This is a genomic window from Bacillus cereus group sp. MYBK227-1, assembly GCF_051916325.1.
GTDB lineage: Bacteria > Bacillota > Bacilli > Bacillales > Bacillaceae_G > Bacillus_A > Bacillus_A cereus.
In genome coordinates this window covers 1,069,610-1,091,246 of record NZ_JBQAGK010000002.1, presented here as the reverse complement: position 1 = coordinate 1,091,246, position 21,637 = coordinate 1,069,610, and the positions used below count along the sequence as shown (strand labels likewise).

Below are 21,637 nucleotides of genomic sequence, written 5' to 3'. Positions count from 1 at the left end.
CAAATATGGAGTATATAAGGAGTTTGGATGCAGAGATAGTTATTAACTTGTATCTCACCGCAAAGAAGAAACAGATGGACCGCATGTTATGGGAGGAATGGTGTGCCCTACAACCGTACTGCGATGAAACATTTCCTCAATTTAAACATAAGCGCGAAAATCCAACGCAAGAACAGGTAAAACAATACAACGATTCAATCGAACAAACACCGAAGCAGAAACTTACAAAAGAAGAAGTGTTTGCTCGAGTTGCAAAAATCCGCGGAAAGGCGGGTGAATAAATGGAACTATTTCGTATGTTTGGTTCAATATTCTTGCGTGATGATGAATTACGAGGTGGATTGAACCGAGCAGAACAGCACGGTCAACGAACTACAGGGATTTTAAATAGAGGTTTTAGTAGCGTCGGTAGAATGGCTGGTTCAATGGGGGCAGCTGTCGGGACTTCCGCTATAGCTATTGGTGGTATGGCAGGTATGGCATTAGGGGCAGGAGCCGCACTTGTTGGTATTGTTTCCGCAGGTGCTAACTTTGAACAAATCATGTCAAAAGTAGCAGCTGTTTCCGGTGCTTCCGGAAGTGAAATGAAGCAATTGGAAGCTCAAGCTAAAGAATTAGGTGCAACAACTCAATTCTCTGCTACACAAGCTGGGGAAGGGATGATGTACCTTGCGCAAGCTGGTTTTAAAACTGGCGATATTATGAAAGCAATGCCTGGCATGTTAGATTTAGCCGCGGCAGGTGCACTTGATTTAGGTACAGCAGCAGATATAGCGTCTAATATCATGAGTGGTTTTGGAGTGTCAGCTGATAAAGCGACCCATACAGCAGATGTATTAGCGTTGGCTGCTTCTAACTCAAATACAAATGTAACACAAATGGGCGAAGCGATGAAATATGCTGCTGGAACTGCCCATACTGTCGGTTTCAGTATGGAAGAAACATCAGCGGCAATTATGGCGATGGCAAATAGTGGTTTGCAAGGATCAGTTGCAGGACAAGCTTTCGCTACATCTTTAGGGCGTTTAGCTAAACCGACAAAAGAAATGCGAAAAGTTATGGATGAGTTGAATTTATCTTTCTTTGATCAGCAAGGTAAAATTAAACCTTTACCAACGATTATAAAAGAATTAGAAGATAAAACAGGTAGTATGACAAACCAACAAAAATCAGCTACATTAACAACGTTATTTGGTGCAGAAGCATATAAAAACTGGGCAGCTTTAATGCAAGAAGGTAGCGAGAAATTAGAGAAAAATACAAAAGCATTAGAAAAAGCTGATGGTGCAGCTGCGAAAATGGCTAAAACTATGAATGACAATCTAAAAGGAAAGTGGATTGAATTCACATCTGCGCTAGAAGGTTTAGCTATAACGATTTTTACACTTATCGCTCCTGCATTAGCTGCTATTGTCCTTGGATTAACTCAGGTGGTCCGGTGGGTTGACGGTACAATTAAAAGATTTGTAGATTTAAACAATTATATAGGTAATATCCAGTTAATAACCAAAGCAATTCAAGATTTTTGGCTCGCAGCTTCTGGTGATAGAAATGCCATGGTTGAGGGATATGACATTCTTACTAAACTTGGTTTCTCTGCTAATTCAATTCAGTTTATACAAGAAACTACAGCGGCAGTGCAGTATGGTGTAGAAACTATGAAAGCCCTCGTATCTGGCGATTGGGGAGCTGCTAGTAATTTCTTAGATAAGTTAGGTTTTTCGCCTGAGAAAAAGGCTGACATTATTATGTTCGTTCAGGATGTACATGCCCAATTAAGTAGTTTTATAGAAAATGTACAATCTCTAATCTCAGCTGCTGCTCCTGTAATTATGGGAATAATCGGGGCTACTTGGGATTTTATTAAAGGTGTATTTAATACGATAGCTCCTTACTTAATGCCTTTGCTAACAGATGTAATGTCATTTGTGAACGGGATTATAGAAAAGATTGCAGCATTTTGGAAAGAAAACGGAGATCAAATTGTCCAAGCTGTCAAAAATGCATTCGATATTATAAAGGGCATTATTGAATTTGTAATGCCTGTTGTTCTATTCATTATTGAAGATGTCTGGGGAAACATAAAAGGTGTTATTAACGGCGCTCTTGATATCATTTTAGGGACAATTAAATTGTTTTCTTCCTTACTAACTGGTGATTGGACTGGTGTATGGGAAGCCATTAAACAGATTTTATCAGGAGCATGGGAATTCATTTGGAATTTCATTCAAATATGGGGAGTTGGAAAGGTACTTGGCATCATTGGCAAAATAGGCAGCAGAATGAAAGGACTATTTGGAGAAGCTTGGGAAGGTGTAAAGAAAGTATTTTCTGACATGTTCGAGGGTATTTTTAAAAGTTCAGGAGACACCCTTACAGTGATAAAAGAAGTGTTCGGAAAAGTGAAAGATGCAATCGCAACCCCATTTAAAAATGCTTGGGAAGGTGTTATGGAATGGATTGATAAAATTAAAAAAGGTGTTTCAAATATGTTCAGTGGCGTTCACATTCCTGTTCCGAAGATTAGTGTAAATGGATCATTAAACCCAGTAAATTGGGCGAGTGAAGGTCTACCATCTTTCGATATTAAATGGGCTGCGAACGGAGCTTTAATTAAGCCCGGTAATCCTACATTAATTGGTGTGGGTGACGCAAGAGGATACGATGAAACGGTTTTACCTTTACGTAAGCAAACGTTTGACGCGATTGCGAATGGAATTATGGGTTCATTACCATTAAATCAACAGCAAGGGGCCAAATATGTATCACAAGGTCCAACTGTTTTACAAATTAATTTAAACGGAAGAGAAATAGCGAAGGAAATTTACTCAGATGTCAATGAATTTCAAGAACGCGAGAAAGAAAGACTCAAAGTATTTTAGGTAGGTGATGATATGGCGGGAATTAGCTTCTTTAGTTTTAACGGGAAAAGGAATCCAAATGTAATTCCACTGCAGGGTAAAAAGCGCCCTGCATGGGCTCCTTTGGATCATATGTTTCTTGAAGTCTCGCATTATCCAGGAGGTAGGTTACTACGCACACAAACTAAAATGAGAAAGATTTTAGTTCCTATTGCATTATTATATGATTCAGCTAAAGAAGCTGAAAAACTAAAAGAAGAGATAGCAGATTGGCTCGTTACGGATCAACCGTGCGAGCTTATTTTTGATGATGAAAAAGATCGTACGTTTTTAGCTGTCGTAGATGAAACTTTAGATTTAAACCAGTTAGTTGATCTAGGTGAAGGTACTTTAACTTTCATTTGTCCAATGCCATATAAGTTAGGAAAAGAGCAAACGGTTGACTTTAAAAAAGATGTTAGTGGGTTAGTTGCGAGTGTTCAAAATAAAGGAACGGTTCATTCTAATCCTATCATTGAGATTGATATTACAAAACCAAATACTTTTCTAGACGTATGGTTTGGCGAGACATCTTTAAATGATCGGGATTATTTTCGTATCGGAATGCCGTTAAAAACTGTGGAAACACCTGTAGAAAGAAATCAAAGGCTTATATGGGATGAAATGGCTACCACTGTAGGGTGGAGTAAGGTCAGCTCGATGGAAGATGGTGAACCAGTAGGTGAAATGAAATCAGATAAATACCAATTCTATTGTTCTGATTTTGGTACTGCGGGTAAAGGGTGGCACGGCGCAGCCGTTAAAAAGAGTATCCCTGGCGGTCCAGTACAAGACTTTATTATGCAAGCCTACGTTACATGTAAGAGTAAAAAAATCAATGAAATGGGACGAGTTGAGATAGCGATACTGGATGAAAATAGCAAGGTACTTTCAAAAATTGCTATGAACGATCTCTTTTGGCAAGCTGAACAAAATTTCGGGACAATGGTAATTGGATATGACAGTAAGCCAGGGAAAACAGGTTTAATTTATGAGAGTGGCGATTATCCGAATACATGGAATCAGTATTTTGGTCGATTGTGGATAGCTAGGACAGGAAATGTATGGGAAGCGTATATTTCAAGATTCCTTCCAGGTACAGAAAAAGATGATTCAGAACGATTTGCACGTTGGACGGATGAAAAAAACTATCATATGGAAAAAGCAGCACAAATTCAGATTAGCATCATGCAGTTTCAAGACGTTCCACCAGTAGAAGCGATGTCAGTTAGTGATTTGAAGTTTTGGAAAGTGAATTTAAATACGAAAAATACACCGCCTTATATAGTAGATGTTGGTGATAAAGTCGTGATCGACACAGAAAATAGTCATGTAACAATTGAAGGAAAGAATGCGATTAACATTAAGGACATTTTCAGTAATTTCCCTGTTATCAATAGAGGCACTAATAAACTTGAGATTATGCCTTCTGATATCGGAACAGCAAGGGTCAAATATAGGGAGCGATTCAGATGAGAACACCAAGCGGAATACTTCATGTTGTTGATTTCAAAACAGATCAGATTATATCAGCTATTCAACCAAAGGACTACTGGGCTGATAACCGTCATTGGGAATTAAAAAATAACATTGATATGTTAGAATTCAAAACTTTTGACGGCACTCTACATGCAGTTACTTTACAGCAGCAGAACTTAGTTTTAAAGGAAGTGCGTGATGGTCGCATTGTTCCATATGTTATCAATAATGAAGTAGAAAAAGACTCTGATGATAAATCGCTCACTGTACATGCTTCTGGTGCCTGGGTTCAAATAGCCAAAGATGGGATTATTAAACCTCAACGTATAGAGAGCGAAACAGTTAATACGTTTATTGATATTGCTCTTGCCGATTCAAAATGGCAACGTGGAATAACGGATTATTCTTCATTCCACACGATGACTATTGATGAATTTATCGATCCCCTCACTTTTTTAAAGAAAATTGCGGCTTTGTTTGAGTTGGAAATACAATATCGTGTTGAAGTATCTGGTTCTCGAATTACTGGATGGTACGTTGATATGATAAAGAAACGAGGAAGAGAAACAGGGAAGGAAATAACTCTGGGAAAAGACTTAGTAGGCGTTAGACGCATTGAACATTCCAGGGATATTTGTACCGCCTTAGTCGGATTTGTACGAGGCGAAGGTGATAAACTTATCACGATTGAGAGTATTAATAACGGGCTTCTTTATATTACAGATAGTGATGCCTTTCAACGCTGGAATGCGCATGGTAAGCATAAATTTGGTTTCTACACTCCGGAAACAGAAGACCAAAATATGACACCGCAGCGATTAATGACTTTGATGAAGACGGAATTAAAGAAGCGTGTCAATTCTTCAGTTTCTTATGAAGTAGAAGCACAATCGATTGGACGTATTTTCGGACTAGCACATGAACTAATTAATGAGGGCGATACGATTCGAATCAAAGATACAGGATTCACACCTAAGTTATACCTTGAAGCACGTGTAATTGCTGGTGATGAATCTACGGACCCTACACAAGATAAATATGTGTTTGGTGATTATCGCGAAATTACTGATCCAAACGAAGAACTACGAAAAATTTACAATCGAATCTTGGGGTCATTAGGTAATAAACAAGAGCTGATAGATCAGTTAGATAAATTAGTGAAAGACGCAAACGAAACAGCTAGTAATGCTAAGAAAGAATCCGAAGCAGCGAAAACACTCGCTGAAAAAGTTCAAGAAAATCTAAAGAATAATACTGTAAATATCATTGAATCTAAGCAGCCGCCCACAGAGAATCTTCAAATTGGTAATACGATATGGCGAGATATTAGCAACGGTAAACCAGGTATTTTAAAAGTATGGAACGGGAAAGATTGGGAGCTTCTTATTCCTGATCCAGAAACTATCAAGAAAGAAACAATGGAGCAGGTAAATAAGGATATTCAACTTACAAAAGAAGAATTAAATAAGAAATTGGAAGAAGCACAAAATGAAACTGCTGGTCAATTCAAGGAAGTAACAGAAAACCTTCAGGAAGTTTCTCTAACTATTAAAAATGTAGAAAACTCTCAAGGTGAAATTGACAAAACTGTCTCTGAAATGAAACAGACCAACGAAGGTTTTATCAAATCTATTGAAACTTTAACAAAAAAAGACGGTGAAATCACTGAAAAATTAAATACAGTGGTAGAGACTGCTGAAGGTACGAAAAAGACAATCTCTGAGGTGCAGCAAACAACTAATAATCTAAAGAAAACCACAACTGAAATTACAGAAAAAGCTGGCCAGATTAGTGAGAAGTTGGAGAGCGTAGAAAAGAAAGTTAATAACGATAAAGCTGGAGGTCGTAATCTGTTATTAGATTCAAATACTAAATACGAAAAAACAGATTATCTAATCAATCCATATTCTCTAACTGAAAATTTTGTTGCAGGTGAGGAATATACTTTTGTAATTAAAGGAAGTGTCCCACAAGGCCAACAATTTGGAATTTGGCAGAATGGTGGTTCAAATAATGTTGGGTATGCAACAAGTGTCTATGCTAACGGAATAACTTATGTAACTTTCAAAGCTGTTGCAACTACAAGCGGGAATGAACGAAGATTAAATTTATACAATTATCCAAATAATGCTACAAAAGCAACTGTAGAATGGGTTGCTTTATATAAAGGTAATAAGCCACAGGATTGGACACCAGCTCCAGAAAATCAAGTAACGAATGATGAATTCACTAAAAAAACAACCGAGATTGAAAAAAGTGTGAATGGTATTAAAGAAAATATTAAAACGGTAGAAAAAACACAAGTCGATTTTAGCGAGCGTGTGACTACTGTAGAGAAAACAGCGGACGGTATTAAAGAAAAAGTTACTAGTTTACAAGAGATACAAACTAAACAAGGTACGCAGTTACAGGAGGCTAAAGCAGGTTGGGAAACTACTGCAAAAGCTTTGGAAGGAAAAGTTGAAATAAAAGATGTTGAAGAGTATGTTGGTGGAATCGGTAATCAAACTGTATTACGGAATGTTCTTTGGAAGAATGATACAAAATATTGGATACTTCAATCAGGAACCACAAGAGATACAACAATTTTATATAAGGGTTGTAATACACTTCGTACAATCTCCACTGGAAATACAGCAGACGTATACAGAGGTGCAACACATGAAGTTATTAATGCCGGACCTGGTTGGAATTACGTTTTTTCTGCATACTTTTATACAGATAATAAGTCTAGCATTGATAATGGTGCGAAAATGGAGCTGAAATGTTTAGATGCAAATGGAAATGGAAATGTATTAAAGCAATATGGACAAGAGATTACGTTAACACAAGGAATGTGGGTAAGACATCATGTGTTTGGTCTACTTGTAGAAGGAACGAAAAAAGTACAAGTACAATACTGGCTGCGTAGAAATGGAAGACTGTGGATAGCGCAACCTATGTTGCAGATCGGCGATAAACCTTCTTCATTTATGGAGAACCCCGTTGATATTGTAGATAAAGATAAAATCATGGAAGAAGTGGCCGATAAGATAGCAACTGAAGATTACACTAAAAAAGTTACAGAATTAGAAAGAGGTATTAGTGCTAATGAAAAAGGCGTTTCAATCATCTCTGAAAAACAAGAAACATTTATAAATGAGACTTATAATGTCTATGTAAAGAAAACGGAATCTAGGTTAGAAGTGTTAGACGAAGGAATTATAGCGCAGATTTTAAAGGACGGCATTGTCACTGCCATCAATATGTCCCCTGGCAAAATTACAATTAATGCTGCAAAGCTGGATATTAATGCTGACACAATGGTCAAATGGTTAACAGCAAAAGGCATAGATACAAATCTTATTAGAATTGATGGTGATAAGATCACCATTGATAAAGACGGTGTAACTGTTAAAATGCTAGACTTCCTATTCCAAGACGAATGGGGCACAAAAACAACTGCGGTATCAAGACGAAACCTAATAGCAGATCCAGACTTTTCTAGTGTTACAAAGAAAAATATCGGACATAACGATTATTATGGATTTGAAGGTGGATATGGTCTTACTTGGAAGTCATGGGGAAATGTCGTAATAGAAAAGAATACACATATATTTGACTACGAGCAAATGGTGAATGCTGCAAGGGTAGATATGTATAACTATCCAGAAGCAATCGTGAATAATGGTATACATCCTGGTAACGAATATACAGCATCCGCACACTTTAGAACTGCCATGATAAATGGCGTGCGAAAGACAGGAAAACCGAGAATACACGTGTGTTGCGTTAAATTCCGAGACAACGTTAGTTACGACATATTGAGTGAACAAAAGATGGACTTTCCTGAGCCGTCTACATTTTACGGAGAAATCAGAAGGTATTCTTTTACTTTCAAAGTCCCGACAAACTATATTCCACAAGAACACGCATTGATTATTAAAGTTTGTTCTGGAAATGCTGACATGAGACAAGGGACAGCGATTTGTGTAAGTGGTGTAACGCTATATAGTGGCAAATATGCATCTATGTATAATTGGGATCGTGCTGCAGCAGAAAGAGCAGATGGTATTCAGCCGTTTAACGCACTTGCTGTAGGTGGTGTGAATAATAATATATCTCTAGCACCAGACGGACAAACGTTTGATATAAGTACTGAAAAAGAAGTGAAAATCTTTAGGAATATACGAGCAATGCAGGGAATTAACTTAGGTGGCGGTGGATTCCAACAATGGGGGCATATTCGTTTTACAGACGGTAATGCTGGAGCGGGTTTTTATGTGAGTACTCCAAGTGGTTGGAAATTTAACGCACTTGGATAGAAAGGGGAAGTAGGAATGAATGAGAATCAAATGATGCCACTTCAAGCAGGTGAAAGCTTTCCTTTTATGGGGAGGCTGGTGGATGCAGAGCGAACAGAGACAGGAGTTTTTGTTCAAATACCTGCTGATATGTTAAATAATGCAGGTATTCTACAAGGTATTAGCAGGGTTGAAGTATGGAGAGAGATGGATGGGACAGTAAAGTTTCGAATTGCTACGTTGTGTGAAATATGTAAACGTGGCGCGCGTCTGTACGCACTGGATATGGGGTTTGCGAAAAAGAATATTTGTTTAGAGTGTTATACATCACTGACAGGAAATTATCCATCTCAAGAACCGACAACACCGACTAATGAAAATAACACACAAACAGAGCAGGAGCAGCCATAAGCTGTGTTTTATTTTGCATAAAATTACGGCTTTTGTATGGAAATTCCTACGATGTATTCACCATGAATAAGGTTGTCTCATATCATATAAAGATTGCTTTATTAAGATGATGAAAGGATGTGAATGTATTGGAAGATGTATATGTAAAAATTGATAGTTTAAAAGCAGAACAAAAAGAAATTATGCGTGATATTCGTAATTTAGAAACTCGCACAACAATTAATGAGAAAGACATCGCTACAATTAATAAGCAATTAGAAAAAATCAGTATGAATACAACTTGGATTTTACGAATTATTATTAGCGCAATCACAATGTCGGTTTTGGGTTTAATATTAAAAGGAATGATATAAAACCTTAAAATAAAAGTACTTATTGAAAGAGGGACAAGCGTCTCTCTTTTTTATTATAAATAAGGAGTGAAAAGATGGATCGTATTGATGTATTAATGAAAACATTTGTAGCAGCCTTTGGTGGTTTTTGCGGATACTTTCTGGGAGGATGGGATACAACATTGAAAGTTCTAGTTATCATGGCAGCTATCGACTATTTAACAGGAGTATGCGCAGCAGGATATAACGGAGAGTTGAAAAGTAAAGTTGGTTTTAAGGGCATCGCCAAAAAGGTGGTGCTTTTTCTTTTGGTTGGAGTGGCGACTCAGTTAGATACAGCACTTGGAAGCAATAGTGCTATTCGTGAAGCAACAATCTTTTTCTTTATTGGGAATGAGTTGTTATCACTTTTAGAAAATGCTGGTCGAATGGGTATTCCGTTGCCACAAGCTTTGACAAATGCAATTGAAATTTTAGGTGGTAAACAAAAACAAGAAGAGAAAAAGGGAGATGTTCAATAATGGGGTACATTGTAGATATTTCAAAATGGAATGGTAATATTAATTGGCCTGTAGCAAAACAACACATTGATTTCATAATCGCTCGTGTACAAGATGGTTCGAATTATGTAGATCCATTATATAAGGGGTATGTACAAGCTATGAAGCAGCACGGTATTCCTTTTGGGAACTATGCATTCTGTCGTTTCGTTTCTGAAAATGATGCACGTATAGAAGCTAGAGACTTTTGGAATCGCGGAGACAAGAGTGCGAAAGTCTGGGTTGCAGATGTTGAAGTGAAAACAATGAATGATATGAGAGCAGGAACACAGGCGTTTATCGATGAGTTATACCGACTTGGCGCTAAAAAAGTTGGTTTATATGTTGGGCATCATATGTATGCACCTTTTGGTATGGCGAACGTAAAAAGTGATTTTGTATGGATTCCACGTTATGGCGGTAATAAGCCAGCATATCCTTGTGACATTTGGCAATACACTGAAATAGGTAATGTACCTGGTATTGGGAAGTGTGATTTGAATGAATTGATTGGTAGCAAATCTTTATCTTGGTTTACAGAAGTGAATCAACCCGAACAACCTGTTTCTAATGGCGGATATCAATATGTTAAATCTGGCGGATTTGGCGTCTCATTGGTTCCAGAAGTATTAAATACTATGAATGAGCGTGGAACGAAAGGGCAAGTTATTTCTGATCCATTCACTGGTTTAGCATATTTACAAACGGAAGTGTTACCAAATGTCGAGCTTGATAAGATTACAGCTTGGATGGACGAAAGACAATGGTGGTACGAGTATATTAAAAAATGAACAATAAAAGCCGTCCAATTGGCGGCTTTTTTTATTCTTTAAATATGTTTTAACTTTTTTAGAGCTTCTTTAATTGCATACATTCTTGCTACTGAAGAATACGCTTTTGAAAGAGGGTATTCACTGTCAATATAGTTTAGGTACTGAAAATCCTGTGAAATTTCTTCTGGACTTCTATCATCATAAAAAGTTCCAAGATAACTCATAGTTGTGTCCACTAAAAGGTCAAATTTATCCTCTTCATTTAAAAAGGTAATATCACCTGAGCGTGCATGGGAATTCAATACTTCTCTTTTTACATTTTTCATTTCACTTCTAAGAGAAGAAATTTCTTTTAATATTAGTTCTTCAGCGCTTGATACTGTTGTTTGATCGAGCTTTGGAATCATAAATTCACCAAAATTACCTAAAAATGTAGAAAACTTAGGATCCGCTATTGATTTTTCATATGTAATTTTTATACGTTTTGCTAATTCTTTCTTGAATTCTACTATCTTTTGAAAACGTAAATCTTTAGGATATATTAAATGTTCAATGGAGCTAGTATCGAAAATAAAATCGGTAGCATCATCTTTAATAATAATTGTAGGTTTATCAAATGTTAATCGCATTCCAAGCTCAAACATAACGTTGGGATTTCTTCCACTTATATCACATACAACAATATCTGCATTGTATAGATTTTGAATAATTCTTTTGTGAATAATATCAATTTCACCATCAGAGTCACTTACTATTTCTGCTTTGAATTTAATACCTTCTACTTCTTCAGTAGCTTCTTTAATAATGTTTTTAATATCTAACCAGTGCTCTTTAGTATAACCGTTCATTGGAGCGATTGGCATAATAATCCCACAGTGTTTTACTTCGGCTTGTTCTGGGGCCTTTTTTTGTTCAGTTTCAGGTTTAGTTGTCATTATTTAAACTCCTTGTGTAATTATTCATTTTGTTTATTATGTATAAATAAAATGATATAACTAATTTATAAATATGAAAATAGCAAAATGAAAAAAATTCCTTTTTTATTTAAGGAACAATATAAAAAGAACCGTCTCTGTAAAAAAAGTCGGCCTTTTTATTTATCCTGTATTAAGCAGGATCGCCTGGAGAGATTGGTTCACCTGGCGTAAACTGCGCATTCAACACCGTATTCCCTTGCTGAATCACTCCTGTAAAGTTAATGCCCCATGTGTTTACGGTAACTGGCGAATAAGGATCGCCTGGAAGAGTAGGGTCTTGCGGTCTAATCGGGTCTACTGGCGTCGTCACCCGAACTACGTAAACTGGGTCTTGCGGTAAACCTGGATCGGTTGGAATAAACACCCGTACGCTAAACAGTTGTCGCGGTGGAATCGTAAATGTAACAGGACCAATAAATGGGGTTACTCCTTCAGGCTCACAATAGATACATCCACCGTTACCGTTTCGCACAGTATCATCCGAACCTCCATTATCATCGTTAATTAACTCCCCACAAAGATATCCATAAGAAGGGTAAACATCACCATCACACGTATCTTGGTAATTCTGAACCGATATAGTTACAGTTTGCGGTTCGTCTGTTTGATTAAGTGCAGAAACTTGAATGAAATCAGTGTCAGCATTACGGAATAATGGACCTGATGTTAACGTTTGATAGCGTGGTTCACAATGACAATCACAGTCACACTTTTTACGCTTCTTACGATAGCACTTATGCGAACGGTCGTAATAATAGTTTGACATATTAAGTACGTACCTCCTTTTTAGTACATGCTATGCGAAGAGTAGGAGGGAGGCTTGGATAATAAATGGTAAATGTACTGAAAGCGAAAGGGATGGAGATAAAAATAAACTAAGTATTGTAATGAACATGTGTATTACAGTATAAAATACTGTATATTGAGAGAGAAACAACGTGTACAACTTACTTATTATTTTTTAAATAGATAAAGGAAAAATAATAAGTAAAGAATCCAGTTCCTAATTAGGAACTGGATTCTTTACTTAAAGCGCTTATTTTCATCGATAGGTACAATCTCACTATACCCGTTGTTCAAATCTATAATACTGCGATTGTTACGAAGATCTATTGCATTAGTTGATTTAAGACGTTGGTATAAAGGTTTATTTTGATGTGGATTAGCCATTTTTCTTCGTGACAAATTAGATGCTTTTTTTAACATCATATAATATCCCTCCTCGTCTCAATAATCAAATACTAAATAGAAAATTTATCTTCGAGATGTTGAAATGCTTGGGTTATTGTGTCAAATTTCCCATTGATTTTTGAGATGTTAATTTCATTCCCACTACTTTTAGTCAGTTTTTTTCCGGTAGTAATAAATTGTTCCTGACAATACTCAATATTATACGTAAGAATCGAGTTTTTGCTATCACAAACCCACACATGCGTTCTAGTTTCGGTATTATAATTATATTTCCAATCTAGATTTTCGTCAACTTGACTTAATGCATTGATAATGTCTAATACAGTTTGGTAACGTCTATCTGGATTAGGATGGATTGTTTTATTAATAATATTTCGTAATCTTTTGGGTATGTGAGGTAAGTAAAATTTTCGATTAGGAAAGTTACCTTTTTGAATAGAATGTATAATTTTTTCATTATCGCGATTGTTTATAGTAATTAAGTGCTGGAATTGTGCATGAAAATTTTTATTACCATTACAACATCGATACAAAGTTAGACCAGCTTGATAAATATCATCAAGTATAGTTTTATTAATGGTATTAAATGACTCAGGTGAACGGTGTAAATTATATTGCAATCTTTGAGTTGCCATGCCATGTTCATCTAGGTATTTAGATAGACCGAAATCGGTAAGAATCGCGCGATCATAATCGTTTATTACTATATTTGTCGGTTTGACATCTAAATGTAAAAAACCCTTTATATGTATATACAGAATACCGCTTAAGAAATCTAAAGAATACTTAATAATATCTTTTACACTTAATGAGTAATCATCCATCAGGCTATTTAATGAACCTTTTTTATAATAGGGCATTGTTAAGTAAATATTCGTATCATCTTCAGCAGCATAACGAATAGGCATAACATGGGGATGTTTACCGTTATTTAATATTTGAGCTTCTAAAAAATAATTTTCAATATTTTGTTTGTTTAGAGACTTTTTGGAAATCTCCTTTAAGATTAAATCTTCTTTTAGTTGAGGATCATGTGCTATCCAAACTTGTGAATTTTTCCCCTCATTATTACCAATACCGCTTAGCTTACTTACTTGAAGGTGCATTGGAACTTGATTTGTTATATTCATTATAATTCACACTCCATTAATCATTAAAACCAATTGCTGCTAGACAGGCTAATAAACTTTCGCGGTGATATTGGTTCAAACGATTCCAATCAGCAATATCAAACGCATTATTATTTCCTTTACAGCACTCAGTTACAATTTTATTTGTACTTTTAAGTCGGGAAGCGATAGAGGTTGAAGTGCCAGCGAAATATGATTTTACAGTACTATCTGAAAATAACTCTTGAATAACTCCTTCAATATTTAGTCGGAAAAAGTTAATAGATTTTTTACCTAGTCCTTCAGCAGTCTTTAGGCCAGCGTGTGTTATTTTATATTCACAAATTATAGATAGTAATGTTGTTCTTATAAAGGATAACTGACGTGGAGGGTCCAGTGCTGTTGGTACATTAAGAACGTCATTTTCATAACCTTTTTCGTTTATTATTGTATAGTAGATTTTTTTGGGTGTAACACGTATACCAATTCCAATTGCCATATTGATTTTTGCTCCTTTGAATATTATATTAATTTGATTCTAGTGTAAGTATAACAAACTATGGAAGATTCTGTTATAAAATATTTTTGTCCACTAAAATATTTAGGAAATACTACCTCCAAGGAGGTGAGTATATGTTTTATGCTTTTCTAATAGTAGCAGGTACACTTTACATTTCATGGTATGTCTATAAAAGAAGAAAAGACCATCATTTATACCAACTCATTGCTCGTTTTAATAAAGATGAAGAGTTTAAACGTACTTTAGCAATGGGTCTTTATTATCGTTTTATGAAGCCATTAGAAAATGAAAAGTGTTCATCAGTATTCATTCGTCAAACACCATTAGAATTTGAAGCTTTTGTTGCTGATGTAATTGAGAAATATTATGGTGGTTCTGCATTTGTAACGGTAGCTACAGGTGATTATGGTGTAGACTTTGAACATACAGTAAACGGTGACCTTTATCTGGGCCAGGTGAAGTGTTTATGTAGCGATATGTCCTATAAAGCAATTGCTCTGGTGCATAGTAATATTGCCAAAAGAGAGGCAAAAGGTGGTTATGTAGTATCAACAGGTGGTTTTTCAAAAAATGCAAAAAAATATGCTGAAGAATTGAATATACAACTAATCGATGGATCAAGATTGGCTGAAATGTATATGGAATCTATTGAGGGCCAACCGTTACCTCAATATGCGCTAAACCCTGCTAGTAATTAATTAGCAGGGTCTTTTTCTTGTACCTCGTATAAATCATCGACCCTACAATTGAATATTTTGGCTAACTCAAATGCTTTGTCTACTGGTGGATAAGATTTACCAGTTACATAATTACTCATTTGATTCTGGCTTATATTTAATCGTTGAGCAATCCACTTTCCTTTTAATCCACTGTGTTTTAATAATTCTCCAATATTACTCTTCAAAATGATCATTATCATCACCTGTTGAATTATTCCATATTGTAAAGGGAATTACCTTCAAAATATAATTTATAAAAAAATCATAATTAAATTTGTATAGACAGGCAAAATCCTTCTTTCTAGGTCATATACCTATATCAAGACCACGAGGAATACCAAGTGGAATCAGGGACACCAAGAAGGGAGAGTGCGTATATGCGTTGGCAATATTCACACTTGAATGAAACGCCTTACCTGTATCCATCGAAGGAATTAAGAAAAATGTATAGAGGTGCTAGTGGCAAAAAAGAAACAAACGCAATTGTGGACCACATGGAAAGACATGAGGTTTTTAATGATCGTGAGTATAAAGGCTATTACCGTTTATCAAACGATATTATGGATGATTTATATGAAGATGAGGATGAAGTGCTTGAGTGGGGACATGTCATTAATGAGTATCAGCCAGTTATGACACCAAAGGGATTACAACTCATTCGAAAAGAGGGATTCAAATGACAATCATAGGTGAAGCGGTAGTAGTATGGACGGCGACAGGCTTGTCAGTGATTACGATGAAGGTTGCAGAAAAAATGGGGCAGAGTGTTCCACATTGGCTTCCGCGTATGACCATGTACATAACGCTCACAGGATCGTTCTTGTATCTTCTACGTTATGTGCTTTTCGCGTTTCTATAGGGGAATACCAACATGGAATTGTAGGACATTTACTGGTCATTGATATAGAACATGTACGGGAGTCTTCCAAAAATAAGGGATATATACCCTTATAAAGGGTATATGGGGAGTGGAGAAAATGATTGAATTATTACTCGTTCCAGTTGCAGGTTTAACAGTGGCATTATTCGGTGAAAAGTTCAAAAGTAAAAATGATGATAAGCGAAAGATACAGGTGTTTTTTGAGGTAGCTGGTATTGCGATCAAAAGAAATAATGAAGAGAAATTGCAATATCCAAAGTTCCAAAAACAAATCGATGATGATCGTAGTACGACTTATGTATTTACCTTACCGCTTGGCATGCCGAGTAAAATCGTACAGAAGGTTGAGGACGTTGTTTCTGAAGGATTAAATAAACCAGTACGTATTCAGTACGATAATTATAAATTGAACATTCGTGTATTCCGCAGAGAGATACCGAAGAACTGGTCATGGTCAATGGATTTAGTAACGAAAGGGAAATGGCGTATTCCAGTTGGCCAGAGTTTAGAAACAATTGTTTACCACGATTTTGATGAAACACCGCATATGGCTGTAGGTGGATTAATTCGTATGGGGAAAACAGTCTTCCTTAAAAATATGTTTGCTTCCTTATCATTAGCGAATCCAGATCATGCTCATTTTTATTTAATTGATTTAAAAGAAGAAGGACTCGAATTTAGCGAATATAAGAAACTGAAACAAGTTGAACAGATCGCAGAAACATCAGAGCAAGCACATGGCATGCTCTTAAAAGTAATGGAGAAAATGCATGAACGTGGGAAGTACATGAAAGAACGTGGCATCAAGAATATTGTTCACACGAAAGAAAAGGACCGGTATTTCATTGTAGTGGATGAGGGGGCAGTACTCGCACCTGCAAAAGGATTACCGAAAGCTCATAATAAAATGCTGGAAGAGTGCCAATACATGCTTAGTCACATTGCGCGTGTTGGAGGGGCACTTGGGTTTCGTATTGTCTTCTGTACGCAATATCCGACAGGAGATACATTGCCGAGGGTAGTCAAACAGATGGCGAATGCAAAACTTGGTTTCCGTTTACCGACTCGTACCGCATCAGAAGTTGTAATTGATCAATCCGGATTAGAGCAACTACCGTCTATTCCAGGAAGAGCTATATATATGAAGGAAAACTTCACTGTACTGCAAGTGCCATATATCGATGACAAGGTCATGGGGGAACATCTAAAAGAATATGAGGTGGAAAAACATGAACATCCAGAGTCACATGAAAATAAACCGTCAGATGGCGATACTTGCGACGATTAGGAAATTGCAGTTTGCAACAAGAAGACATGTAATGTGTGTGCATGATATGGGTGGTATTCGAAATGCAAACAGAATTATGAGTGATTTGAAGCCGTATTTGAGTAAGACGATGCAAGGGAAAGAGTATGTGTATTATCTCAATAAAGAAGGGCATGCCATGTTTGGCGATGACGGTAAGGTTGTTTCGAGAGGGAAGCTTGCTCATGCATTATTACGGAATGAAGCATGGCTACATTTATTCTGTCCAGACGATTGGCAGATTGAAACGGATATACGTTATATAAAGAACAAAGAGAAAAAGAAAATAATTCCTGATGTGAAGTTTCGTGATGAAGAAGGGATACTACATGCAGTCGAAGTAGATCGTTCACAAAAAATGAAAGTGAATGAACAGAAGTTAAAAAAATATGAAGAATTAACGCAGATATATAAACAGAAACATAACGGGAAAATGCCAGTCATTCATTTCTTTACAGTGACCAAATACAGAGAAAAGAAACTGGAAGAGTTAGCAGCTAAGTATGATGTTTTTGTGAAGGTGTATGTAATAGAAGAAATATAAGATGATAGGTTAATCAAAATTTGATATAACAACGTTTGTATAACCCATTTTTATAAATTGCAAACATTAGTTATCCAAAGATGCTTTTATCAAAGTTTTTAACAGCTTCTTCTTGCATGTTTGGTAAGACATGCAAATAAAGCCTTAGTGTTAAGTTGATAGGAAATACATTGCTTATGGTGCAGGATCAGAAACAAATAAACGATTTGTTCAAGCAGAATTATGCGAAACGAGGGATTGCGAGAAATTCAAACGTAGCTATGATAAATACGTTGAGTTATTAGCTAAAATCTTACGTGAACGTGGGTTATCTGTAGAAAAAGGATTGTGGACACATAGCGATGTAACTCATTACCTTGGCGGTACGGATCATGAAGATCCAATTGATTACTTAAAGTCTCATGGTGTTTCAGAAGCTCAATTTAGAGCAGATGTGCAACGGGCATACAATAACGCTAATGTAGATATTTCTGTACCTGACAAGCCATCTAAACCAGAAGAAGTACCGACAGCAGTAACAGACGGTATCGCCTATATTGAAGGTTACAATGTTAACTTACGTAAAGGACCAGGTACAAGCTATTCTAAAATTCGTCAACTAAACAAACCAGAATCTTATATTGTGTGGGCGGAAAAGGACGGTTGGTTAAATCTTGGTGGAGATCAGTGGATTAAGAACGATCCATCTTATGTGAAGTTTAATAAGAAAAGCACAGTAGATTTTTCTATTGTTGGAAAGCGTGTTGTTTCAAAAGTTAACAATCTACGTTTCTATGATACTCCATCTTGGCAGGATAAAGATGTGGCTGGTTCTGTGGATACAGGATTAGGATTTACAATTGATGCGAAAGTAAATGTAAATGGTTCACCGCAATATAAAGTGCACAATAGCAAAGGAAAAACATACTATGTAACAGAAAGTGAAGCCTATGTGTATGTGAGGTAGGATGAAAGAGGGATTCCCGCATCTGTGGAATCCCTCTTTTTTATTGTAAATAAATTTAAAGTGCATCTGTACTTATTTGTTTCAGTATCTCTTTAGCAGTTTCAACATCAGCAAACATTGGCGCAAAATTTAAACTTCCGGGATTTTCTGTGAAATATCCCGCTAATTGTTTCAACTTAGGTTTTACATCTTCGTATGGTAAATGTTTCTCAACATCGTAATACTCTATCTCACCAAAACGTGCTTTGTAATATGATAATTTTTGAATTTCCATATATGCGTACTTAAAACCCAAATCATCTGATATTGTCGCTTTTGCTAAATCATTTAATAAATAATAGCCAATCATTTGTAAATTGTCTTTTTGTTTCAGGGATTTGTCTTTTGTTGTCTTAAAGTCATAAAGAACACCATCGATATATACGTCTGCATCAGCTCCACTAACTAAAAGTGAAGACACTCCAAAATTAGGATTAAATATTACGTTACTCTTTTCATTGATAATCTCTGGGATCATGAAATTCTCTTCAAACAACTTTAACAAATTATCTAGTTCGTTAATTACCTCGTCTGGGCTATTTTCGATGATAAAGAAGTTACGATTGATAGTTTCTTTATTAATCCTAGTTCGAAATACTTGCTCTAACTTAGCTAACTTTACAGATATTTCATATAAATCGGAAATTAATATTGAACTATCATTAATAAACACTAACACTTTTTCTATCCATAAATCTAAAATTTCATATGGAATATCAATGTATTTGTTTAATTTTTTAAAGCCTTTATAAGCCACCAAATCTCTTATTACAGTTTCGTCTTTTAAAAATTGAGCAATTCTAAATCGAGCTAAATAGTCAAAAGCTGTTCCTACTAAACTTGCATTAGATATATTAGATAAATTATATGGCACATGCGTGTTATATTCTTCAGAGAAGGGTAACTTTCCACTTAATGTATAGTAATCTTCCTTCTTGGGCTCGACATCTAGAAGTATATCTTTAAACTCTTTATCTTTTTTATTTTTAGCGTCTAATTTACTGGTTAACGACATCCAATATCCCTCTTTCTTTTGTTTTTATAAAATTCAAATGTAAACATATTAAATTTTAACATATCAATTCACTTATATTTAAAAAATAAATTTACAGTAAAAAACCACTATGCACAAGGTATTATTAATTTCAATAGAAAGGAGAGGGATTTATTTATGTAAAAAATTCCTTTTTTGATATAATTGAATGGAAGAGGAATAATGAATTGCGAACGTTCGTTTGTGTTATAGTCTTAAGAATGATAAAATAGGAGGAAGTAATTCATGAAAAATGATGTAATTGAATATGTTAAATTTTCAAAGTTGGATGTAAAAGATTCTTTTTTTAAAAGTTTAATAGAGGATTATAGTGGATTTGAAAAGTGGTTTGAAAAGAAAACTACTGAAGGTGAGAATGCATATATTCTAAAAGAAAACGAATTGCAGGGTTTTTTATATCTCAAAGAAGAAATTGAGGCTGATGATACTATTACTCCAAAATTCGAAGAGAAGAGACGTCTTAAAATAGGTACTTTTAAAATAGATGGACATGGGACGGTTTTAGGAGAACGATTTATTGGTTTAATTTTAAAGAGAATGATTGAAGAAAATTATTTAGAATGTTATGTAACAGTTTTTGAAAAACAAAAACCCTTGATTAGGCTATTTAAGAAATTTGGATTCTGTTTTTGGGGTACGAAAGATAACGGTGAATTAGTATATGTAAAATCACTAGAGACAAAAGATAATTTTCATTTAGATTTTCCACGAATTAAAATAGAAAATAATAATAAATTTTTGCTTGGCATTCATCCAACGTATCATACAAAATTATTTCCTTTATCTAAGCTTGAAACAGAGACAAACCATAAAATAGAAGATTTGGCCTTCACAAATACAGTTGAAAAAGTTTATTTAACAGGGATGATTGGGGTTGATAATATTAATTCAGGAGATATGCTTATTATTTATAGAACCGCCGAACCTGGGAAATGGGCTAGATGGAATTCGGTTGTTACATCAGTATGTACAGTGATAGAGAGAAAGCATATTAGAGATTTTAGTACAGTAGAAGAGTTTATTAAATATTGTGGAAAAGGAACAATATTTAGTAGAGGAGAGTTGGAAAGTTTTTGGAGACGTAAAAATTATCCTCATATTATTAAAATGCTTTACAATATAGCATTCCCTAAACGTATTATTAGGCATGATTTGCTTGGAAAAGGTTTAATTAATGATGGATATGCAGGTTTTATGCCATTAACAGACTTACAATTTGAGAAGATTTTAGAATTAGGTGAGGTAAATGAAAGTTTTATTATCAATTAAACCAGAGTTCGTAGAGGAAATTATTTTAGGAAACAAGAGATTTGAGTATAGAAAAAATATTTTTAAGCGGAAGGATATTTCTTCTGTAGTTGTTTACGCAACTAAACCATTTGGAAAAGTAGTAGGCGAGTTTGAAATAGAAGATATAATAATAGATAATCCTGATAATATATGGAAAAAAACGAAAAATCACTCGGGTATAACAAAAAGTTATTTTAATCATTACTTTGCGGGAAGACAAAAGGGAGTTGCTATCCAAATCAAAGAGTTTAAAAAATATGAAGAACCCCTAGATTTAATTGATTTCGATAGCAATTTAAAAGCAGCACCCCAATCATTTTGCTATACGAATGGAGGCATGTAGGA

At 35.4% G+C, this 21,637-nt stretch carries 22 protein-coding genes and 2 pseudogenes; 16 read left to right on the top strand and 8 right to left on the bottom strand.

Annotated features, from left to right (window positions below):
* Positions 1–23: 23 nt before the first annotated feature.
* From ACTFRM_RS12680 to ACTFRM_RS12645, 8 genes are all read left to right on the top strand, one after another.
* The gene (locus ACTFRM_RS12680; protein WP_033667315.1) at positions 24–281 is read left to right on the top strand and encodes a hypothetical protein; all 258 of its coding nucleotides are present in this window, start codon (positions 24–26) and stop codon (positions 279–281) included.
* Positions 282–2,882 carry a phage tail tape measure protein gene (locus ACTFRM_RS12675; protein WP_440043346.1) on the top strand — a complete coding sequence of 867 codons (2,601 nt, stop codon included), beginning with the start codon at positions 282–284 and terminating at the stop codon, positions 2,880–2,882.
* Between the two features lie 12 nt (positions 2,883–2,894).
* Positions 2,895–4,376, top strand: a complete 1,482-nt coding sequence (locus ACTFRM_RS12670; protein WP_440043345.1) for a distal tail protein Dit — start codon at positions 2,895–2,897, stop codon at positions 4,374–4,376.
* Positions 4,373–8,683, top strand: coding sequence for a phage tail spike protein (locus tag ACTFRM_RS12665; protein ID WP_440043344.1), 4,311 nt, complete (start codon positions 4,373–4,375; stop codon positions 8,681–8,683). The genes ACTFRM_RS12670 and ACTFRM_RS12665 overlap by 4 nt, the downstream gene beginning before the upstream one ends.
* A 15-nt stretch (positions 8,684–8,698) precedes the next feature.
* Positions 8,699–9,073 carry a hypothetical protein gene (locus ACTFRM_RS12660; RefSeq protein WP_098393458.1) on the top strand — a complete coding sequence of 125 codons (375 nt, stop codon included), beginning with the start codon at positions 8,699–8,701 and terminating at the stop codon, positions 9,071–9,073.
* A gap of 128 nt (positions 9,074–9,201) precedes the next feature.
* Positions 9,202–9,426 carry a hypothetical protein gene (locus ACTFRM_RS12655; protein ID WP_000390479.1) on the top strand — a complete coding sequence of 75 codons (225 nt, stop codon included), beginning with the start codon at positions 9,202–9,204 and terminating at the stop codon, positions 9,424–9,426.
* A 74-nt stretch (positions 9,427–9,500) separates the two neighbouring features.
* A complete protein-coding gene (locus tag ACTFRM_RS12650) occupies positions 9,501–9,926 on the top strand; it encodes a phage holin family protein (protein WP_098382483.1) in 426 nt (141 codons plus the stop codon).
* Positions 9,926–10,735 carry a GH25 family lysozyme gene (locus ACTFRM_RS12645; RefSeq protein ID WP_098382482.1) on the top strand — a complete coding sequence of 270 codons (810 nt, stop codon included), beginning with the start codon at positions 9,926–9,928 and terminating at the stop codon, positions 10,733–10,735. The genes ACTFRM_RS12650 and ACTFRM_RS12645 overlap by 1 nt, the downstream gene beginning before the upstream one ends.
* 38 nt (positions 10,736–10,773) lie before the next feature.
* Here the strand turns inward: ACTFRM_RS12645 and ACTFRM_RS12640 are convergent, their stop codons facing one another.
* From ACTFRM_RS12640 to ACTFRM_RS12620, 5 genes are all read right to left on the bottom strand, one after another.
* Positions 10,774–11,652 (bottom strand): hypothetical protein, encoded by an 879-nt coding sequence (locus ACTFRM_RS12640; RefSeq protein WP_440043342.1) that lies wholly within the window; start codon positions 11,650–11,652, stop codon positions 10,774–10,776.
* 172 nt (positions 11,653–11,824) lie between these two features.
* Positions 11,825–12,460, bottom strand: a complete 636-nt coding sequence (locus tag ACTFRM_RS12635) for a sodium:proton exchanger (RefSeq protein ID WP_440043341.1) — start codon at positions 12,458–12,460, stop codon at positions 11,825–11,827.
* Positions 12,461–12,717: 257 nt separating this feature from the next.
* Complete coding sequence (locus tag ACTFRM_RS12630) at positions 12,718–12,903, bottom strand: hypothetical protein (RefSeq protein WP_257149835.1); 186 nt, start codon at positions 12,901–12,903, stop codon at positions 12,718–12,720.
* 32 nt (positions 12,904–12,935) lie between these two features.
* Complete coding sequence (locus tag ACTFRM_RS12625; protein WP_440043340.1) at positions 12,936–14,015, bottom strand: serine/threonine-protein kinase; 1,080 nt, start codon at positions 14,013–14,015, stop codon at positions 12,936–12,938.
* Between the two features lie 16 nt (positions 14,016–14,031).
* Complete coding sequence (locus ACTFRM_RS12620) at positions 14,032–14,493, bottom strand: hypothetical protein (RefSeq protein ID WP_098382478.1); 462 nt, start codon at positions 14,491–14,493, stop codon at positions 14,032–14,034.
* 134 nt (positions 14,494–14,627) lie between these two features.
* On the opposite strand from ACTFRM_RS12620, the gene ACTFRM_RS12615 reads away from it, so the two are divergent.
* Positions 14,628–15,212: a restriction endonuclease gene (locus ACTFRM_RS12615; protein ID WP_098382477.1), complete on the top strand. Its 585-nt coding sequence runs from the start codon at positions 14,628–14,630 to the stop codon at positions 15,210–15,212.
* Here the strand turns inward: ACTFRM_RS12615 and ACTFRM_RS12610 are convergent.
* Entirely contained in the window at positions 15,209–15,427 is a 219-nt protein-coding gene (locus ACTFRM_RS12610) for a helix-turn-helix transcriptional regulator (RefSeq protein ID WP_098382476.1), read from the bottom strand. The two genes, ACTFRM_RS12615 and ACTFRM_RS12610, sit on opposite strands and share 4 nt — an antisense overlap.
* Positions 15,428–15,610: 183 nt before the next feature.
* Between ACTFRM_RS12610 and ACTFRM_RS12605 the strand changes: the two genes are divergently transcribed.
* The 4 genes from ACTFRM_RS12605 (at position 15,611) to ACTFRM_RS12590 (ending at position 17,963) form a co-directional block, all read left to right on the top strand.
* Entirely contained in the window at positions 15,611–15,913 is a 303-nt protein-coding gene (locus tag ACTFRM_RS12605) for a hypothetical protein (protein ID WP_098382475.1), read from the top strand.
* The gene (locus ACTFRM_RS12600; protein WP_098382474.1) at positions 15,910–16,092 is read left to right on the top strand and encodes a hypothetical protein; all 183 of its coding nucleotides are present in this window, start codon (positions 15,910–15,912) and stop codon (positions 16,090–16,092) included. The genes ACTFRM_RS12605 and ACTFRM_RS12600 overlap by 4 nt, the downstream gene beginning before the upstream one ends.
* A 118-nt stretch (positions 16,093–16,210) precedes the next feature.
* Positions 16,211–17,401 (top strand): FtsK/SpoIIIE domain-containing protein, encoded by a 1,191-nt coding sequence (locus ACTFRM_RS12595; RefSeq protein ID WP_440043339.1) that lies wholly within the window; start codon positions 16,211–16,213, stop codon positions 17,399–17,401.
* Positions 17,343–17,963, top strand: coding sequence for a replication-relaxation family protein (locus tag ACTFRM_RS12590; RefSeq protein ID WP_440043338.1), 621 nt, complete (start codon positions 17,343–17,345; stop codon positions 17,961–17,963). Before ACTFRM_RS12595 ends, ACTFRM_RS12590 begins: the two co-directional genes overlap by 59 nt.
* Before the next feature lie 70 nt (positions 17,964–18,033).
* Here ACTFRM_RS12590 and ACTFRM_RS12585 read toward each other — a convergent pair.
* Positions 18,034–18,123: pseudogene (locus ACTFRM_RS12585) on the bottom strand (tyrosine-type recombinase/integrase); the annotation flags it as partial.
* Between ACTFRM_RS12585 and ACTFRM_RS12580 the strand changes: the two are divergent.
* A pseudogene (locus ACTFRM_RS12580) lies at positions 18,121–18,909 on the top strand (N-acetylmuramoyl-L-alanine amidase); the annotation flags it as partial. The pseudogenes ACTFRM_RS12585 and ACTFRM_RS12580 overlap by 3 nt on opposite strands.
* 55 nt (positions 18,910–18,964) lie before the next feature.
* Here the strand turns inward: ACTFRM_RS12580 and ACTFRM_RS12575 are convergent.
* Positions 18,965–19,963: a hypothetical protein gene (locus ACTFRM_RS12575; protein WP_440043337.1), complete on the bottom strand. Its 999-nt coding sequence runs from the start codon at positions 19,961–19,963 to the stop codon at positions 18,965–18,967.
* A gap of 264 nt (positions 19,964–20,227) precedes the next feature.
* Between ACTFRM_RS12575 and ACTFRM_RS12570 the strand changes: the two genes are divergently transcribed.
* Together ACTFRM_RS12570 and ACTFRM_RS12565 are read left to right on the top strand one after the other, a co-directional pair.
* Positions 20,228–21,271, top strand: coding sequence for a hypothetical protein (locus tag ACTFRM_RS12570; protein WP_440043336.1), 1,044 nt, complete (start codon positions 20,228–20,230; stop codon positions 21,269–21,271).
* Positions 21,249–21,635, top strand: coding sequence for an ASCH domain-containing protein (locus ACTFRM_RS12565; protein ID WP_440043335.1), 387 nt, complete (start codon positions 21,249–21,251; stop codon positions 21,633–21,635). Before ACTFRM_RS12570 ends, ACTFRM_RS12565 begins: the two co-directional genes overlap by 23 nt.
* The last annotated feature ends 2 nt before the right edge of the window (positions 21,636–21,637 follow it).

Bases quoted from the DNA above. Each gene is read 5' to 3' on its own strand.
- ACTFRM_RS12625 (WP_440043340.1), bottom strand. From the start codon at position 14,015: ATGAATATAACAAATCAAGTTCCAATGCACCTTCAAGTAAGTAAGCTA.
- ACTFRM_RS12575 (WP_440043337.1), bottom strand. From the start codon at position 19,963: ATGTCGTTAACCAGTAAATTAGACGCTAAAAATAAAAAAGATAAAGAG.
- ACTFRM_RS12605 (WP_098382475.1), top strand. From the start codon at position 15,611: ATGCGTTGGCAATATTCACACTTGAATGAAACGCCTTACCTGTATCCA.
- ACTFRM_RS12665 (WP_440043344.1), top strand. From the start codon at position 4,373: ATGAGAACACCAAGCGGAATACTTCATGTTGTTGATTTCAAAACAGAT.
- ACTFRM_RS12675 (WP_440043346.1), top strand. From the start codon at position 282: ATGGAACTATTTCGTATGTTTGGTTCAATATTCTTGCGTGATGATGAA.
- ACTFRM_RS12590 (WP_440043338.1), top strand. From the start codon at position 17,343: ATGAACATCCAGAGTCACATGAAAATAAACCGTCAGATGGCGATACTT.
- ACTFRM_RS12670 (WP_440043345.1), top strand. From the start codon at position 2,895: ATGGCGGGAATTAGCTTCTTTAGTTTTAACGGGAAAAGGAATCCAAAT.
- ACTFRM_RS12565 (WP_440043335.1), top strand. From the start codon at position 21,249: ATGAAAGTTTTATTATCAATTAAACCAGAGTTCGTAGAGGAAATTATT.
- ACTFRM_RS12620 (WP_098382478.1), bottom strand. From the start codon at position 14,493: ATGGCAATTGGAATTGGTATACGTGTTACACCCAAAAAAATCTACTAT.
- ACTFRM_RS12645 (WP_098382482.1), top strand. From the start codon at position 9,926: ATGGGGTACATTGTAGATATTTCAAAATGGAATGGTAATATTAATTGG.
- ACTFRM_RS12650 (WP_098382483.1), top strand. From the start codon at position 9,501: ATGGATCGTATTGATGTATTAATGAAAACATTTGTAGCAGCCTTTGGT.
- ACTFRM_RS12635 (WP_440043341.1), bottom strand. From the start codon at position 12,460: ATGTCAAACTATTATTACGACCGTTCGCATAAGTGCTATCGTAAGAAG.
- ACTFRM_RS12615 (WP_098382477.1), top strand. From the start codon at position 14,628: ATGTTTTATGCTTTTCTAATAGTAGCAGGTACACTTTACATTTCATGG.
- ACTFRM_RS12600 (WP_098382474.1), top strand. From the start codon at position 15,910: ATGACAATCATAGGTGAAGCGGTAGTAGTATGGACGGCGACAGGCTTG.
- ACTFRM_RS12610 (WP_098382476.1), bottom strand. From the start codon at position 15,427: ATGATCATTTTGAAGAGTAATATTGGAGAATTATTAAAACACAGTGGA.
- ACTFRM_RS12630 (WP_257149835.1), bottom strand. From the start codon at position 12,903: ATGATGTTAAAAAAAGCATCTAATTTGTCACGAAGAAAAATGGCTAAT.
- ACTFRM_RS12640 (WP_440043342.1), bottom strand. From the start codon at position 11,652: ATGACAACTAAACCTGAAACTGAACAAAAAAAGGCCCCAGAACAAGCC.
- ACTFRM_RS12570 (WP_440043336.1), top strand. From the start codon at position 20,228: ATGAAAAATGATGTAATTGAATATGTTAAATTTTCAAAGTTGGATGTA.
- ACTFRM_RS12595 (WP_440043339.1), top strand. From the start codon at position 16,211: ATGATTGAATTATTACTCGTTCCAGTTGCAGGTTTAACAGTGGCATTA.
- ACTFRM_RS12660 (WP_098393458.1), top strand. From the start codon at position 8,699: ATGAATGAGAATCAAATGATGCCACTTCAAGCAGGTGAAAGCTTTCCT.